Consider the following 15208-nt stretch of genomic DNA (forward strand, 5'->3'; position numbering starts at 1 on the left):
TAGAATGAGGTGTAGCGGCTGGGTATAAAAAAGCTGTCATCTGGTGCCCGGCTAGGCCAGTACTCCCGAAGCGCATCTTGTAAAGGATGGTCGCTGTACGGGAAACAGGCCTAGCCGGGCGCCGGATGACAGGTTTAACGGCTGTATAGTTTACTTCTTATTCGAGTCGACTACAATGCGCTGGTCGCGGTTAGCCAAATCCCAAGCGGTATAAAACACCAGGCGGGCGCGCTTCTCCGTCTTCGGAAACTCGATCTTCTCTACTTCGTCGCCGGCACCGTGGTAGTCATCGTGCACGCCGTTGAAGAAGAAGGCTACCGGAATCCGGTGCTTCGCGAAGTTGTAGTGGTCGGAGCGGTAGTAGAAGCGGTTCGGGTCTTCCGGATCGTTGTAGCGGAAGTCGAGGTCCATTTGGGTGTACTTCTGGTTGGCGTTCTGCAGAATGGTGTGCAGTTCTGAGGAAAGCTTGTCGGAGCCAATCACGTACACATAGTCGCCTTTGCCTTCGTGGTCCTTATCGGTACGGCCCACCATGTCGGTGTTCAGGTCGGCAATAGTGCTTTCCAGCGGGAAAATGGGGTGGTCAGTATAGTACTCCGAGCCCAGCAGGCCTTTTTCCTCGCCGGTTACGGTCAGGAACAGGATGCTGCGGCGCGGGCCGTGGCCTTCGGCTTTGGCTTTAGTAAAGGCCTGCGCCATTTCAATCACGGAAACTGTGCCCGAGCCATCGTCGTCGGCGCCGTTGTTTACCTCACCGTTGATGATGCCGATGTGGTCGTAGTGCGCCGAAAGCACCAGCACCTCGTTCTTGAGGTCGGTGCCTTCCAAGTAGCCCAGCACGTTTTCCGTCGTGAAGTCTTCGTGCTTTTTAGGCGCTTTCAGCAGCACTTTAGCTGGCTTGAAGGCGCTGGCGGCAGGCTTGCCGGCTTTGCCGGTAGCGGCCGTGTATTTGGTAACGTTGGCGGCCGTGGTGCCCAGGAGCTTGTAGCCCAAAGCCGGCGACACAAAGAAAGCCACCGTGCGGGGCGCTTCCTTGGCATCCTTGAAGGAAATACTGGGCCGGCTGATGTAAGGCGTCATGCGGGCCGCCAACTTCTCGAAATTGCTGTTGGGGTTGAAATCGACGAAGAACACCGAGCGGGCGCCTTTCTGCGAAGCCAGCGCAGACTTGGCGCGGAAATCGGTGCCCCATTTGCTGTTTTGGCCGTCTTTGCCCAGCACGGCGGTGCCCTTCTCATTCATGGGCTCGCCCAGCATGATAATCAAGTCTTTGCCTTTCACGTCGCCTAGGCCACTGTAGTCGGAGTAGCCATCTTGCTCAATACCGTAGCCCGCGAAAACCGGCTGAAGGGCTGTTTCCGTCTGGAAAGGCGAGTTGCCGGTGCCGTAGAAATCCTTCATCCAGGTGTAGGTCTGGCCGCCTACTTTCAGCGTGGCGCCATCGGCCCAGGTGCTGCGCTCCATCGTGAAGTGCTGCAGATACGGGTTGTCGGAGCCTTGCACCGGGCCCGTCAGGCCGAGGTCCTTGAACTGCTTGCTGATGTACTCCGCCGCCATTTTCTGGCCTTTCTCACCGGTCTCGCGGCCTTCGTACGCATCCGAAGCCAAGATGGTCAGGTGCTGACGCAGGTCGGCCTGCGTGATGGTTTCGCCGTACGTACGCGCCCAGTCGGCATCAACGGGAGCCTGCTTGGTGGGCTGGGTTTCGGCCGTGGGCGCGGTGGCTTCGGTTTTGTTCTTGCGCTTTACTTTGGTCTTGACCTTTTCAGGGGCCTGTTGGGCTACCGCCGAAGTAGCACAGCTAGCCGCTAGTAGCAGGGCTAGGAGGGAAGGTTTGTACATAGAGACAGAAAGGAGGGTTGGGAAGTAGGTGAAAGTCCGCGTTACGGGCCTAGGGTTGCACAATGAGCACCGAGGCATAAGCCGCAACCCCTTCGCGGCGGCCTACAAAGCCCAGCTTCTCGGTGGTAGTGGCCTTGATGCTGATGTCGTTTTCTTCGATGCCCATCACCTCGGCCAGCACGCGCTGCATCTCGGCAATGTGCGGATTCACCTTGGGCGCTTCCAGGCAAATGGTCGAATCGATGTTGGAAACCGTGTAGCCACGCTCCCCGAGCAGACGCATCACCTCAGCCAAGAGCCGCTTGCTGTCGATGCCCTTGTATTGGGGGTCGGTGTCGGGGAAATGGAAACCGATGTCGCGCAGGTTGGCGGCGCCAAGCAGCGCGTCGCAGATGACATGGATGAGCACATCGGCATCGGAGTGGCCTAGCGCGCCGTGGGTGTGCGGCACCTGAATGCCGCCAAGCCAAAACGGCAAGCCTTCCTGCAGTTGGTGAACGTCGTAGCCGAAGCCGGTACGGATTTTCATAAAGGCGAAAGTATGAAGGGTATGAGGTGGCAAGTTACAGGAACGCGCCGGTCTGGCAGCGCTAGGCCACCCTGCTGAAAATTACACCAGAAAAAGTGCGCTAGAGCTAAAGTAAAAGGCGACATCAATCGTCAAGAAGAACGGGGAACTATCCGTAGCTGAAAATTGATAGTAAAAAACCTATGGAAACTTAGGAATCGTTTAAAGTTTCCATAGTACCTTTGCCCCGAAGACATGGAAGTGAAAGACAGAATTCTGCAAGCTGGCCGCGAGCTTTTCACGCGCAACGGCATCAAAAGTGTTTCGATGGACGACATCGCCACGCACTTGGGCATCTCCAAAAAAACCCTATATAAATGGTTTGAGAACAAAGACCAGATTGTGTCAGCGGTTATGTCCAGCCACCTGAACGGGGTGCAGGGCGAGTGCGAAATGATCATCGGCAAGACCCGCAACGCGGTTGACGAAATGGTGCAGATGATGGACTGGGCCAAACGCCAGTTCGCCGACATGAACCCAAGCGCCATTCACGATCTGCGCAAGTACTACCCTGCGGCCTGGAACCTGTTTCATGCCCATAAGAGCAAGTACATCCTGAGCCAAATTCAGGATAACCTGCGCCGGGGCGTGGCCGAAGGCCTCTACCGCGCCGACCTGGACATTGAAGTGCTTTCGCGCCTGCGCCTAGCCCAAATTGATATTCTGTTCGACCCCACCGTGTTTCCGCATGCCGAGTTCGATCAGCCGCGCGTGCAAATGGCATGTAACGAGCATTTCCTGCTGGGGATGGTCACGCTGAAAGGCCACAAGCTGATAAATGAGTACCGTCATGTGACGGAAGAAGAATAGGCTTCAACACCCGCTTTTGACTATATGAAGAAGAACCTCCGCGTTTTGTTGCTGGCTGCCGGGCCGGGCCTGCTGGCCCCCGCTGGCGCCGCCCTGGCGCAGACTGCCCCCGCAACCCAGCCCGCGCTGGGCGCGCAGCAAGCCATCGGCACATTGCCGCTGACGTTGCAGCAGGCCATCGACTACGCCATTCAGAACAAATCGACGCTGCTGGCTACGCGCTTAGGCGAGCAAACGGCCCGCGCTAAAGTGGGTGAAATTCGGGCAGCCGGCTTGCCTCAGGTGAACGTAGCCGCCAACGTGGCCGACAACTTTAAGCTGCAAAAGAGCTTGGTAGACTTTGGCGCACTAAGCGGTGCCTCGGCTACCACCCTTACCAGCGCCGATATTGCGGCTGCACAGGGTGGCCAAACGGTAAACCTGAAGAACATAACGCTGCCCTCTGAGCCCATGCCACCTCAGGCATTTGCCTTTGGTTTGCAGTGGGCCGGCAACAGTAGTGCCTCGGTATCGCAGCTGTTGTTTGATGGCGCCTACCTGATTGGCCTGAAAGCCGCGAAAGTGTACGAGCAGCTTGCTCAGAAGCAGACGCAGCAGGCCGAAATTGATGTGGTAGAGCAGGTAAGCAAAGCCTACTATAGCACTTTGGTGGCCCGGGAGCGTCTGCAGCTGCTTTCGCGCAACGTGCAGCGCCTCGATACCTTACTTTACCAAACCAACGAAACCTTTAAAGCAGGATTTGCTGAGAAGTTGGATGTGCAGCGCCTACAAGTGCAGCGTAACAACCTAGTGGTAGAGCAGCAGAAAGCCAGCCGTCTTACAGAGCTGAGCGTGGCGCTGCTGAAGTTCCAGATGGGCCTGCCCCAACAGCAAGGTGTGCAGCTTACCGATTCGTTGAGTGCTGCTGTGGTAGATGCCGGTGCTCTGCGCCAGCGTTTGGGCGGAGCCAACTTCGCCACAGGTGGTGGGGTTTCTGGCCTAGGCCAGGTGCCCACGGCTCCTAGCAATGCCGACGCGCAGAACCGTCAGGATCAGCAGACGGCTCTTAGCGGAGCCCGCACGGGTCAGTTGGCCGCAGCCTTCAACTATAACAACCGCATCGAGTTCAGTACCCTGGAAACCCAGCAGGCGTTGGCTGGCCTAGACCTGGCCAACCGTCGGGCAGGCGCTTACCCTCGCTTGTTGGCTACGGCTGCGTACGGCTTCTCGGGTTCTGGCAAGACGGCTGGCGACCTGTTCGCGTTCCGCGGCCCTGACTCCCGGGCGGGCAATGGTTTCCCCAACCAAAACTGGTTTGGTTTCGGCAACGTGGGTCTGAGCCTGCAAATACCGGTGTTTGATGGTTTTCGCCGCAAATACCAGGTGCAGCAGGCCCGCATTCAGCAGCAAACCATTGAGCGCGGCTTCGAAACCCTGCGCCAAAGCATTGACTTGCAGGATGCGCAAAGCCGCACCACGCTCATCAACGCCCTGGATGTACTCGATAACCAGAAAGCCAACTTGGAGCTGGCCAGCGAAGTTGCTCGCGTGTCGCGCATCAAGTTCAAGGAAGGCGTCGGCTCCAACATTGAAGTGGTAACCGCTGAAACCTCCCTGCGTGAGTCGCAAACCAACTACTACGCCGCCCTCTACGATGTGCTGGTAGCTAAAGTAGACCGCGACAAGGCGACCGGTGAACTGTACAATCAAGCCAAAAAATAAGCAGCAACGAGCCCTCCTCACCATGGCCTACTGGCCTACAACCTCAGACTCTTGCTCCATACTAGCTTCTTCCAAATGAAATACTCTACTTCTGCCGTTGTGTTAGCCCTAGGCCTGTTGGCCTCCTGCGGCCAGAAAGACGCCAAGACTGAATTGGCAACCCTGAAGAAAGAGCAGGCCGCCAACCAGGCTAAAATAGCCGAATTGGAAGCCAAAGCCGGCGAATCAGGCGAAAAGCCCGCTATTCAGGCCGCTCCGGTATCGGTTATTAAAGTCGCTCCCGAAGCTTTCAATAGCTACTTGGAGCTGCAAGGCCGCATCGACTTCGATCAGAACGCCACAGTAGCTTCTCGTGCTGCTGGTACACTGACGAGCCTGCGCGTGCAACGCGGCGACCAAGTGCGCAAAGGCCAAGTGCTGGCTACTGTAGATGCCGCCGTGCTGGATGCCAGCATTTCGGAGTTGCGCACTCGCATGGATTTGGCCCGCGTGGTCTATGAAAAGCAAAGCCGCCTCTGGAAGCAGGAAATCGGCACCGAGATTCAATACCTGCAGGCTAAGAACAACTACCAAGCTCTGCAAAGCAACCTCTCTACCCTCAACCGCCAGCGCGCACTCTATAGCGTAGTGGCTCCTTTCGCAGGTACGGTGGATGATGTACTGCCTAAGCTCGGCGAAACGGTAGCGCCTGGTGCGCCAGTCGTGAAACTGCTGAGCAGCGGCAGCACCGGCAAGATTGTGGTAGATGTATCGGAGGCCTACGCATCGCGCATCAAAGTCGGCGACAAAGCGCTGGTAACTATTCCCGATCTAGGCGCTGAGGATTTGCCCGCTACCGTGCGTGTAGTAACCAGCACCATCAACCCTACCAGCCGCACCTTCACCACGGAGCTGCGCCTGAACAGCAATAAAGCCGGTCAGCTGCGCCCCAATATGGTGGCCAACGTGCGCATCCAGAACTACAACCGTCAGGACGCCACCGTGCTGCCGGTAGATTTGGTGCAGAAAGATGAACAGAACAGCTTCGTGCTGGTAGTCAATGACAAAGGCGGTCAGAAAGTGGCGGCCAAGCGCATTATCCAGATCGGAAACACCTACAACGGCAAGGTTGAGGTCAAGAGTGGCCTACAGCCCGGCGACCAGGTGATTTCCGCAGGTTATCAGAATTTGAACGAGGGACAGGCCGTTAGCCTGTAGTTGTCGGGCAGCTAGGCCTATCCAGCGGTAGCCAGATAGGCCTAGAAGCGAAGCCAACACCAGAACGTCAAAACCAGAACTCATGCAGGATCCAGAAAAAGAGTTCAAGCCGACCTCCTGGTCGATTGATAATAAAACCAGTATCTACATTATCACCTTGCTGCTATGCGTGGCGGGTATCTTCTCCTACATTAAGCTAGGGAAAGAGAAGTTTCCGGACATCGTGATTCCGCGTATCATCGTGGCCACGATTTACCCCGGCACTTCCCCCACCGATATCGAGAACTTGGTAACGCGCCAGCTCGAGAAGGAAATCAAGTCGGTGAACGGGGTGAAGAAAATCTCTTCGACCTCTAACCAGGACTATTGCATCGTGGACGTGGAGTTCAACTCCGGCGTTGACGTGCAGTATGCCAAGCAGCTCATCAAGGATGCCGTGGACAAGGCCAGCAACGAGCTGCCCAACGACTTGCCCACGCCGCCTACCGTGCAGGAAGTGAACCTCTCGGAGCTGCCCATCATGAACATTAACCTGGCCGGCAATCTGCCCGTGAGCCAGCTGAAGAAGTTTGCCGATGACTTCCAGGACAAGATTGAGGCCCTGCCCGAAATCACCCGCGTCGACATCATCGGTGCCCTGGATCAGCAAGTAAACGTGGATGTGGACCTGAACCGCCTGCGGGCTTCCCGCCTGAGCTTCGGCGACATCAGTGCCGCTATTGCCCGCGAGAACATTACTATCTCGGGTGGTTCCGTGAACGTAGGTGAGCAGAAGCGTGCAGTACGCGTGGCGGGCCAGTATGTGCGCGCCGCTGATATTGCCAACATTCAGGTGAAGAACCTGAACGGCTCGGCCGTACGTCTCGGCGACATTGCCACCGTGACGGATGCTTTCAAGGACCGCGAATCGTATGCCCGCCTTGATGGTAAAACGGCTGTAACCCTAAACGTCATTAAGCGCCAGGGCGAAAACCTGATTGATGCCTCGGATAAGATCAAGCTCATCATCGAAGACTCGAAGAAGAGCCTGCCCAAGGAGCTGACTATCACTGTAACCGGCGACACCTCAAACGATACCCGCGTTACCCTCCACGACCTGATCAACACCATCATCATCGGCTTCATTCTGGTGACGCTGATTCTGATGTTCTTCATGGGTACTACCAACGCACTGTTCGTAGGCCTGTCGGTTCCCATTTCCATGTTCCTGGCGTTCGTGATGCTGCCGGTGTTCGGCTTCGCCCTAAACATGATCGTGCTGTTCGCCTTCCTACTGGCCTTGGGTATTGTGGTCGATGACGCCATTGTGGTAATCGAAAACACCCACCGTCTGCTACATGAACACCCCAACCTGACGACGGCCCAAGCCGCCAAATATGCGGCCGGCGAGGTGTTCATTCCGGTGCTTGCTGGTACGCTGACCACGGTAGCACCGTTCGTGCCGCTCATGTTCTGGCCAGGCATTGTGGGCTCGTTCATGTTCTACTTGCCCGTAACGCTGATTCTGACCCTGATGTCGTCGCTGATTGTGGCCTTTATCATGAACCCGGTGTTTGCCGTGAGCTTCATGGAGCGCGAAGACCACCACGCCGAAGATAACAAGCCCAAGCTGACCCGCAACTTCTTGATTGCCATGGGTGTGCTGACCCTGATTGCCGTGATTGGCTACCTGGCCGGCTCTACCTTCGTGGGCAACCTGACGCTGACCGTTATTGCGCTGTGCTTCCTGGATAAGTTCGTGTTCATTCACATGATTGCGGGCTTCCAGACCAAAGTGTTACCCCGCTTCCAGAATGGCTACGCCAGCCTAGTAGGCTGGGCCATCAAGCACCCAGCGCTCATCATGGTGAGCATGGTAGTACTGTTCTTTGTGTCGATTTTCGCAGTAGGAGCCCGCAGCCCAAAGGTGGACTTCTTCCCCAGCGGTGATCCGAAGTTTGTGTACACCTACCTCAAGATGCCCGTGGGCACCCGAGTAGAGGTAACTGACTCGGTGGCCCGCGTGCTCGAGAAGCGCATTGCAGGTGTAGTGGGCGCCAATAACCCCGACGTAGAATCCATCATCACTAACGTGGCCATTGGTGCCAGCGACCCTGGCGAAGCCTCTGCTTCCGGTACGTCGCAGTCGAACCTGGCGAAGATTGCCGTGGCGTTCAAAGAAATGAGCGAGAGGACCGGACCGGCAACCATCACGTACATGGACAAAATCCGGGAAGTGGTGAAAGGCATTCCGGGCGCGGAAATCTCCGTGGATAAGGAATCAAGCGGCCCGCCAACGGGTAAGCCGATTGCCATTGAAGTTGCCGGCGACGACTATCCAACCCTGATTGCGCTATCGAAAAACGTAGCCCGTTACATCGATTCCTTGAAGATTGGTGGGGTAGAGCAGCTGCGCTCGAACCTGGAAGACCGCAACCCCGAAATTGCGGTGGATATCGACCGGATTCGTGCTAACCGTGAAGGCATCAGCACCGCCCAGATTGGCTCCGAGGTTCGGACCGCCATCTACGGTACCGAAGCCAGCAAATTCAAGACTCCTGACGACGAGTACCCGATTCAGGTGCGCTACGCCGAGCCCTACCGCTCTGATGTAGATGCTATCCTGAACTCGCCCCTGACGTTCCGCGATGCTACTGGTGCTATTCGCCAAGTGCCTATTTCCTCGGTGGCTGATGTGCGCTACGGCACTACCTATGGTGGTATCAAGCGCAAAGACGTGAAGCGCGTTATCACGATTTCCTCGAACGTGCTCAGCGGCTTTACTGGTCCCGATGTAGTACGTCAGATTGAGACGGCCCTGAAAGCTTATCCTACGCCTCCCGGCTACACCATCAAGATGGGTGGTGCACAGGAAGACCAGCAGGAAACCAGCAGCTTTCTGGGAGTAGCCGCCTTTGGCGCTATTGCCCTCATCTTCCTGGTGTTGGTAATGCAGTTCAACTCAGTGAGCAAGCCTATCCTGATCCTGACGGAAATCCTGTTCTCCATCATTGGCGTTATGCTAGGCCTAGCCATTACGGGCATGAACATCAGTATCGTAATGACGGGGGTAGGGGTAATTGCACTGGCCGGTATCGTGGTGAAAAACGGTATTCTGCTGGTTGAATTCACCGATATCCTGCGGGCGCAGGGTATGCCACTGCGCGAAGCCATTGTACTGGCCGGCCGTACCCGCCTCAACCCGGTTATCCTGACGGCAACTGCCGCTACGCTAGGCCTCATTCCGCTGGCCATCGGCCTGAACATCGACTTCTATGAGCTGTTCAACTCCGGTCACGCCAACTTCTTCATCGGGGGTGAGTCGGTAACATTCTGGGGCCCGCTGGCCTGGACCATCATTTTCGGTCTGGTGTTTGCGACCGGCATCACGCTTATTGTTGTGCCTGTTATGTATCTGCTGACCGAAAGCCTCAAGCTGCGGGTGTTCAAGAAAACAGATACGCTGATCAATGAGACGGAAGTAGAGGCGGCCCGTCCGCCAGTGCTGGCCGAATACTAACTGATTTTTACTGTGGTGCTTGCAACCATTTTGCAAGCTCCGATACTCCTTCGCCCGAATGGGCGGGGGAGTGTCGGACCCACCACTCGCTCTCCCTTTTTAGTACCCTCGTTCTTTGTCGTTTCCCCTATGAACATTTCGACGACTCTCGCCCCCAAAACCATTGAGCAGCAGGTGCTGCGCATCATCAGCAAGCGCAAGGCTATTAAGCCGCGGCGCCTGCGTGTAGGTAGTAGCCTGAGCACGGAGCTGGGCTTTGATACCGTAGATGTGGTAGACATTATTCTGGAGCTGGAACGTAACTTCCACATTGTCATCCCCGATGAGGTTCCCCTCGCTACCGTGGGCGACTTTGTGAACTACGTTGCCTCTCACGCGAAGGCGGCCTAGGCCACTCTACCAGTTAAGTCAACACAAAAAAGGAGCCTGCAACAGCTGTTGCAGGCTCCTTTTTTGTGTTTAAGTTGAAACGTCTAACGGACGTTTCCGCCGGCATCACCGCCGCTGGGGCGGGCTTCGGCAGACGTATTGGGCTCGCGGCTGCTATCGGTGGTGTTTGCGGCCGTATCGGTGTGGAGACGGGCTTCCGCAGCTTGCTTGTCGGTGTCGTTTGCCGTAGGCCTATCGGCGGCTGGCGATTCTACTGGTGCTACGGAAGAGGCAGCCGTAGCGGCAGAGCCGGTCACAGGCTTTTCTTCCTCAACCACCGTAGGCCGGGTTTTCTCCCATTCCAGGAAGCGGTCCATTTCCTCTTTAATAGTCGTGCTGAACCACGCTACCAGCGCCACGTCATCCAGGAGGCCTAGCACCGGAATGAAATCTGGAATCAGGTCAATGGGGCTCATGAAGTAAATAGTCACGGCCACAGCCCCTATAACTGTGCTGGTAGGCAGGCCTGTGTACTCGCCCGATACGGAACTGCGAATAAGGCGGAATAGCGTCTGGAGGGTTTCCCAGGCTTCGTGCGCCAAGGAACCTACATCGTTTTTCTCGCTAGCCTTATGATAGGCATCATTGAGTAATTGCTTGAGGCGCGTAGGCTTCTGAATGTATTCTTCGGCCTTGCCTACAAATTTCTTGAAGAGGGGCGACGAGGCGATATTTTCGCCTTTGGGAGTTTCCTTATCCATGATAGGTAAGCAAAGTAGGGAGGAGTAAAAAGGTTGGCCAGCAACAGATAGCCAGCGGTTTGCTATACTGTTTCAGGCCAAAATAGTTTTACAATTGAGCGCCGCGCAAAAGTCAACAAAAAAGCCTTGTTCCGCAGAACAAGGCTCTAAAGTAGAACTGAAGTAAGGAGAACCGCTAGTTGTTTTCCACGCGGCCAGCAGCGTAGAAGTTGCGGCTGTAGTAGGCCTGGTTCAGGGAGCTAACCATGACGCCGCCGTTGGTGGCCGAATGGGCAAACTTGCCGTCTTTCAGGTAAATGCCTACGTGGTAGATCGGCTGGCCTGGGCCCCGACGAAAGAAAACTAGGTCGCCGGTCTGCATGTCGTCTTTCTGCACGTGCTTCACGTTGGCAAACATGGAGCGGGAGCTACGCTGCAGCGTTACGCCATACACTTCCTTGAATACGCGGGTCACGAAGCCGGAGCAATCGGTGCCGCTTTTGCTGTTGCTGCCGTAGCGGTAAGGAGTTCCTAACCAGGAAACTACCGTAGCAAGCAGATCTTTGTTGGTATCGAAGCTGGGCTCAATGCCCAGGCGTTGTGCGTATTTGCTGTATTCCGTCGAGTCCGAAGCAGTGCGCAGCGTGGCGGTGTGCGGCTCCTCTGTGCCTAGTAGGCCACTAAGGAAGGACGCTTCCTGCGCTACAAGGGCGCCCTGTGCTGTCGGGTGAGTTGCGGGAGTTCTTTCAAAGAAAAAAGAGAGGACCATCGAGGCCGCGGCGAGGCAATACAGGATGCTGTTTTTCATTGTCCGTCGGGAAGTGGCAAAAGAAGGTAACCGAGGCTGTCGGCTAACCTGAGTGGGTGCTGTTTTTTCGAGAGGAAAGAGACCTGAAAACGAAAAAATAAGAGGGTAAAAGAGCGTTTTAAGCTGGCTTGTTGAGCCGGATAGTTCTCCGAGCCAGTTGTTAAAGCTAACCCCAAAAATCCGGGATGACCAAGCTTCGTACCCCAAATAGGTTAAAGTTCTTCTTAAAGCCCAACTATATCATTAAAAAATTAAGGCCAATATGCCAACTGCTTGGCTAAAAGGTGCGTATACTCGGCCCGATTTATTCGTTTGTTATGGAGTTGCCCCGCATCATTGAAAACTCGCCCTTCGCTCGGGCCGCGCGCCTCAAGCTAGGCGCCCGTAGCGTGGCCTTGGTACTGGGCCAGAACATCCATCTGAGCGGAGCTACCCGGGAGGAGTTTCTGCGCGACCCGCATTGGGTAGCCCACGAGATGGAACACATCCGACAGTTTCAGGAGCACGGCCACTTTGGTTTCCTGTGGCGCTATCTGGTCGGGTGGGTTCGATACGGTTATTACAATATTCCTTTTGAGGTAGCCGCCCGCGAAGCCGGGGAGCGAGATGCCCTGCTGTATGCGCAAGGCCAAGCACTTCCTTCTCCCGAGCAGCGGCATGCCTCGCCGAAAGGCCCAAGAAACTTACCAAGCTAGTTCTACTGAGGCTTATAGGTGAGATTCTAGGCCATCTAGAAATCAAGATTCGTCTTCTAGGCCTCTTAGCACATTTGGTATAGCGTCTTGGTAAGGGGAAAGCTGGCCTAGGCCACTGATAGGTGCTGTAGAAGTATATAGCGTGGTTGCTATAACCAGTTGGCACTCAACTCAACCACAACTTTTCTGCAGGTTTTCACGAATACAAGGGGGCAACTGCCCGCCGGCAGCTTGAGTTAGTTTTATCACGCAACCCCTCACTACCATGGAAAACAAGCAAAACCAGCCTAATAGCGGCTCTAATCAGAATTCTAATTCCAACAAAAATATTTCTTCTGCTCCTACCTCAGCTGGTGCTGCAGGCACTCCAGCACCGGGCAATTCCGCCTCGGCCATGGATTCAGAAACGAACAAGTCGCAGGCTACTAGCAAGTCCGCTGCTTCGGGTAGTGCTTCCAGCTCAGACCAGAGCGCAAGCGGCAGCAACCGTAGCAACACCTCCAATTCCGATCAGAGCTCGTCCCGCTCCGGCGGCAACGACAGCCGTTCTTCGTCCTCATCCGCAGACCAGAACTCAGGTCAGAGAAGCCAGCAAAACAGCGGCAGCCAGCAGAAATCATGGCTGGATCAGCAGCAATGGCTGAAAAACATTGATGTAAACCAGCTTCCCCAGCAACTGAAGGATTTCGGCAGCAAAGCGGCTGAGCAGGTAAACAAGCTCACGCCCACGCAAAAAGTAGTAGGCGGTGCTCTTCTGGTAAGCGGTCTGAGCTGGTTGGCTTTGCGCTCCAAGAGCAATGCTTCGAAGGGAGAGGCCTACCGCTCGTACCGCGGCTCTTCCGACACCGATTCAAAATCGAAGTGGGGCAACGACTCATCGAAGTGGAACAAGGATTCCGACTCGAAGTGGAATAGCAGCAGCGACTCCGTATACCGCGGCAGCACTTCGCGTAGCTACGATGACGACTACTCCAGCGACCTGTAAGATCAGCTGATGTCTGATGACAATGAAAAAAGGCCCCGTGTACATACCAGATGTACACGGGGCCTTTTCTTGTATGAGCCTCTTATTGGACTCGAACCAACGACCTGCTCATTACGAATGAGCTGCTCTACCAACTGAGCTAAAGAGGCATTTCCGAGGCGGCATATCCGTCAGGGGCAGCAAAGATAGGCAGCTCCGGAATCAATACGCAAATGACGAAGCGGCTTTTTTGCAAAGTAATTCCGGTTGACAGGCGTGGAATGCGTATAAAATGGCCTCTGTGTGGTTCTTCTAACCAACTACAAAACAATGAAACAATCCTCTCGGCTAACCCAGGCGCTTGGCAGTGGCCTAGGCGGCGCTTTGGTACTCAACATTCTACACGAAACCGTTCGGCACTTGCGCCCCGAAGATGCGCCCCGCATGGATGTGCTGGGCAAACGTGGCCTACGCAAGCTGATCAGCAAAGCCGATGCTCCGCAGCCCGATGACGACACCGCGTACGGCCTCACTATGCTGGGCGACTTGGTGAGCAATGGCGTGTACTATAGCTTCGTCGGGACGGGGAAAGTCGTATGGTGGCGGGGTGCCGCGCTAGGCCTGGCGGCTGGCATCGGTGGCGTAGTGCTACCTGGCCCGATGGGACTTGGGGAGGCACCCAGCAACCGAACTACCCAAACGAAAGTCATGACGGTAGCGTGGTACCTGATAGGTGGCCTAGCAGCGGCCGGCATTTCCAGCGCCTGGAGCAAGAGCCGCAAGAGGTAGCACGGCAGAGCCAACGGAGCTGCTACCTTTGCGGCCATCATGATGAAACAACTCCGCAAACTGTTGGTCCGCACGCTCGGTTTCGAGTCGTATATCCGCTTGGTAAGCCGCGTGTATTTGCGGCTAGTGGGCATGGGCTGGGGACGGCAGAAATATCCGGAGCTCTTCTTCCTGGAGAAAATAGTGCGTCCCGGCTATGTTTGCGTGGATATCGGAGCTAATCTGGGCTACTACTCCGTAGCATTGTCGCGGCTGGTGGGTGCGCAGGGAAAGGTGCTGGCCGTGGAGCCCATTCCCGATTTCCAGGCTATCTGGAAGGATAATGTGCTCTTAAGTCACTTCAACAACCTCACGCTGTTGCCTTATGCCCTGGGCGGCGAGAACACCACCGTGCAGATGGGCACGCCCGAGCGCGACGGCCTGCTGCACCACGGCATGACGAAAGTAGCCGCCAGCAACACCCAAGAGCAGTACGCCCGCACCTATGAAGTGCCTATGCGCGTACCCGACGAACTGTTTGGCCAGCTAGAGCGCCTTGATTTTGTAAAATGCGACGTTGAAGGCTTCGAGTACGAGGTATTCCGACATATGCAGGATACGTTGCGCCGCTTTCATCCGCTTATTCAGACGGAACTGAATGGCCTGGAAAACCGCCGCGGCGTGGCGAAACTCCTGGCGGAACTTGGGTACAAACCATTTGTGCTTTCTGAGCGTTCTGAATTAGTACCGTGTTCTGAGGCGCAACTAGAAAGCGCCGTCACGGCTGATTTTTACTTTCAACCAGCTTCCTCTGCTCTCAACCAGGCAACCCGTTAATGGCCACATTCCTGCTCATCCTTCTCGTCCTCTTTTTTGTTGCACGCTTCATTCTGCCCATCGTGTTGCGCATGGTCGTCGGCAACTTCGTGAAGAAGCAGGCGCGCCGCTACGGACAGGCGGCTGGTGGCAATTCGTTTGGGGCACCGTTTGAGCCCGCCCGGCCCCAGAGCACCGCTGCCTCTTCCGGAGAGGTGCATGTTGATTACGTGCCACCCCGCGAGAAGCCGCAAAAGCCCAAAGAGTTTAAGGGAGGCGACTACGTCGACTTCGAGGAGGTGAAATAGGCTGATATAAATTATACAATGGCCTAGAGGTTGTCATGGCGAGGAGGCACGACGACGCCATCCTTCCTCGACACTGCACTAACCGTTGAACTATCAAAAAGCCCTTACTTCCACACAGGACGT

Annotated in this window: 13 protein-coding genes, 1 tRNA gene and 1 pseudogene; 10 read left to right on the forward strand and 5 right to left on the reverse strand. The window is 55.7% G+C overall.

Annotated elements, in window-relative coordinates:
* Positions 1-150 precede the first annotated feature (150 nt).
* Positions 151-1842, reverse strand: a complete 1692-nt coding sequence (locus CFT68_RS19540; protein ID WP_088845366.1) for a M28 family peptidase — start codon at positions 1840-1842, stop codon at positions 151-153.
* A gap of 49 nt (positions 1843-1891) precedes the next feature.
* Positions 1892-2371 (reverse strand): 2-C-methyl-D-erythritol 2,4-cyclodiphosphate synthase, encoded by a 480-nt coding sequence (gene ispF / locus CFT68_RS19545; protein ID WP_088845367.1) that lies wholly within the window; start codon positions 2369-2371, stop codon positions 1892-1894.
* 234 nt (positions 2372-2605) lie between these two features.
* Between ispF and CFT68_RS19550 the strand changes: the two genes are divergently transcribed.
* The 5 genes from CFT68_RS19550 (at position 2606) to CFT68_RS19570 (ending at position 10007) form a co-directional block, all read left to right on the forward strand.
* Positions 2606-3220, forward strand: a complete 615-nt coding sequence (locus tag CFT68_RS19550) for a TetR/AcrR family transcriptional regulator (RefSeq protein WP_088845368.1) — start codon at positions 2606-2608, stop codon at positions 3218-3220.
* Between the two features lie 24 nt (positions 3221-3244).
* The gene (locus tag CFT68_RS19555) at positions 3245-4921 is read left to right on the forward strand and encodes a TolC family protein (protein ID WP_088845369.1); all 1677 of its coding nucleotides are present in this window, start codon (positions 3245-3247) and stop codon (positions 4919-4921) included.
* Positions 4922-4996: 75 nt separating this feature from the next.
* Complete coding sequence (locus CFT68_RS19560) at positions 4997-6118, forward strand: efflux RND transporter periplasmic adaptor subunit (protein WP_088845370.1); 1122 nt, start codon at positions 4997-4999, stop codon at positions 6116-6118.
* Between the two features lie 82 nt (positions 6119-6200).
* On the forward strand, positions 6201-9617 hold the full coding sequence (locus CFT68_RS19565; protein WP_088845371.1) for an efflux RND transporter permease subunit: 3417 nt from the start codon (positions 6201-6203) through the stop codon (positions 9615-9617).
* A gap of 129 nt (positions 9618-9746) precedes the next feature.
* Entirely contained in the window at positions 9747-10007 is a 261-nt protein-coding gene (locus tag CFT68_RS19570) for an acyl carrier protein (protein WP_088845372.1), read from the forward strand.
* A gap of 385 nt (positions 10008-10392) precedes the next feature.
* Here CFT68_RS19570 and CFT68_RS22440 read toward each other — a convergent pair.
* Both CFT68_RS22440 and CFT68_RS19580 read right to left on the reverse strand, forming a co-directional pair.
* A pseudogene (locus CFT68_RS22440) lies at positions 10393-10468 on the reverse strand (YkvA family protein); the annotation flags it as partial.
* Between the two features lie 454 nt (positions 10469-10922).
* Positions 10923-11534 (reverse strand): C40 family peptidase, encoded by a 612-nt coding sequence (locus tag CFT68_RS19580; RefSeq protein ID WP_088845374.1) that lies wholly within the window; start codon positions 11532-11534, stop codon positions 10923-10925.
* A 317-nt stretch (positions 11535-11851) separates the two neighbouring features.
* Between CFT68_RS19580 and CFT68_RS19585 the strand changes: the two genes are divergently transcribed.
* Both CFT68_RS19585 and CFT68_RS19590 read left to right on the forward strand, forming a co-directional pair.
* Complete coding sequence (locus CFT68_RS19585; protein ID WP_088845375.1) at positions 11852-12229, forward strand: hypothetical protein; 378 nt, start codon at positions 11852-11854, stop codon at positions 12227-12229.
* A gap of 394 nt (positions 12230-12623) precedes the next feature.
* Positions 12624-13214, forward strand: coding sequence for a hypothetical protein (locus CFT68_RS19590; RefSeq protein WP_141106637.1), 591 nt, complete (start codon positions 12624-12626; stop codon positions 13212-13214).
* Between the two features lie 76 nt (positions 13215-13290).
* On the opposite strand, the gene CFT68_RS19595 is transcribed toward CFT68_RS19590, so the two are convergent.
* Positions 13291-13363: transfer RNA gene (locus tag CFT68_RS19595), tRNA-Thr, on the reverse strand.
* Positions 13364-13523: 160 nt separating this feature from the next.
* Here CFT68_RS19595 and CFT68_RS19600 point away from each other — a divergent pair.
* The 3 genes from CFT68_RS19600 to CFT68_RS19610 are packed head-to-tail and all read left to right on the forward strand — an operon-like array spanning position 13524 to position 15085.
* Positions 13524-13982, forward strand: a complete 459-nt coding sequence (locus tag CFT68_RS19600) for a hypothetical protein (RefSeq protein ID WP_088845377.1) — start codon at positions 13524-13526, stop codon at positions 13980-13982.
* Between the two features lie 39 nt (positions 13983-14021).
* On the forward strand, positions 14022-14798 hold the full coding sequence (locus CFT68_RS19605) for an FkbM family methyltransferase (protein ID WP_088845378.1): 777 nt from the start codon (positions 14022-14024) through the stop codon (positions 14796-14798).
* Positions 14798-15085: a DUF4834 family protein gene (locus CFT68_RS19610; RefSeq protein WP_088845379.1), complete on the forward strand. Its 288-nt coding sequence runs from the start codon at positions 14798-14800 to the stop codon at positions 15083-15085. The genes CFT68_RS19605 and CFT68_RS19610 overlap by 1 nt, the downstream gene beginning before the upstream one ends.
* The last annotated feature ends 123 nt before the right edge of the window (positions 15086-15208 follow it).

Origin of the sequence: Hymenobacter gelipurpurascens (assembly GCF_900187375.1) — a bacterium.
In the GTDB taxonomy this organism is placed as follows: domain Bacteria; phylum Bacteroidota; class Bacteroidia; order Cytophagales; family Hymenobacteraceae; genus Hymenobacter; species Hymenobacter gelipurpurascens.

Bases quoted from the DNA above. Each gene is read 5' to 3' on its own strand.
- CFT68_RS19540 (WP_088845366.1), bottom strand. From the start codon at position 1,842: ATGTACAAACCTTCCCTCCTAGCCCTGCTACTAGCGGCTAGCTGTGCT.
- ispF (WP_088845367.1), bottom strand. From the start codon at position 2,371: ATGAAAATCCGTACCGGCTTCGGCTACGACGTTCACCAACTGCAGGAA.
- CFT68_RS19550 (WP_088845368.1), top strand. From the start codon at position 2,606: ATGGAAGTGAAAGACAGAATTCTGCAAGCTGGCCGCGAGCTTTTCACG.
- CFT68_RS19555 (WP_088845369.1), top strand. From the start codon at position 3,245: ATGAAGAAGAACCTCCGCGTTTTGTTGCTGGCTGCCGGGCCGGGCCTG.
- CFT68_RS19560 (WP_088845370.1), top strand. From the start codon at position 4,997: ATGAAATACTCTACTTCTGCCGTTGTGTTAGCCCTAGGCCTGTTGGCC.
- CFT68_RS19565 (WP_088845371.1), top strand. From the start codon at position 6,201: ATGCAGGATCCAGAAAAAGAGTTCAAGCCGACCTCCTGGTCGATTGAT.
- CFT68_RS19570 (WP_088845372.1), top strand. From the start codon at position 9,747: ATGAACATTTCGACGACTCTCGCCCCCAAAACCATTGAGCAGCAGGTG.
- CFT68_RS19580 (WP_088845374.1), bottom strand. From the start codon at position 11,534: ATGAAAAACAGCATCCTGTATTGCCTCGCCGCGGCCTCGATGGTCCTC.
- CFT68_RS19585 (WP_088845375.1), top strand. From the start codon at position 11,852: ATGGAGTTGCCCCGCATCATTGAAAACTCGCCCTTCGCTCGGGCCGCG.
- CFT68_RS19590 (WP_141106637.1), top strand. From the start codon at position 12,624: ATGGATTCAGAAACGAACAAGTCGCAGGCTACTAGCAAGTCCGCTGCT.
- CFT68_RS19600 (WP_088845377.1), top strand. From the start codon at position 13,524: ATGAAACAATCCTCTCGGCTAACCCAGGCGCTTGGCAGTGGCCTAGGC.
- CFT68_RS19605 (WP_088845378.1), top strand. From the start codon at position 14,022: ATGATGAAACAACTCCGCAAACTGTTGGTCCGCACGCTCGGTTTCGAG.
- CFT68_RS19610 (WP_088845379.1), top strand. From the start codon at position 14,798: ATGGCCACATTCCTGCTCATCCTTCTCGTCCTCTTTTTTGTTGCACGC.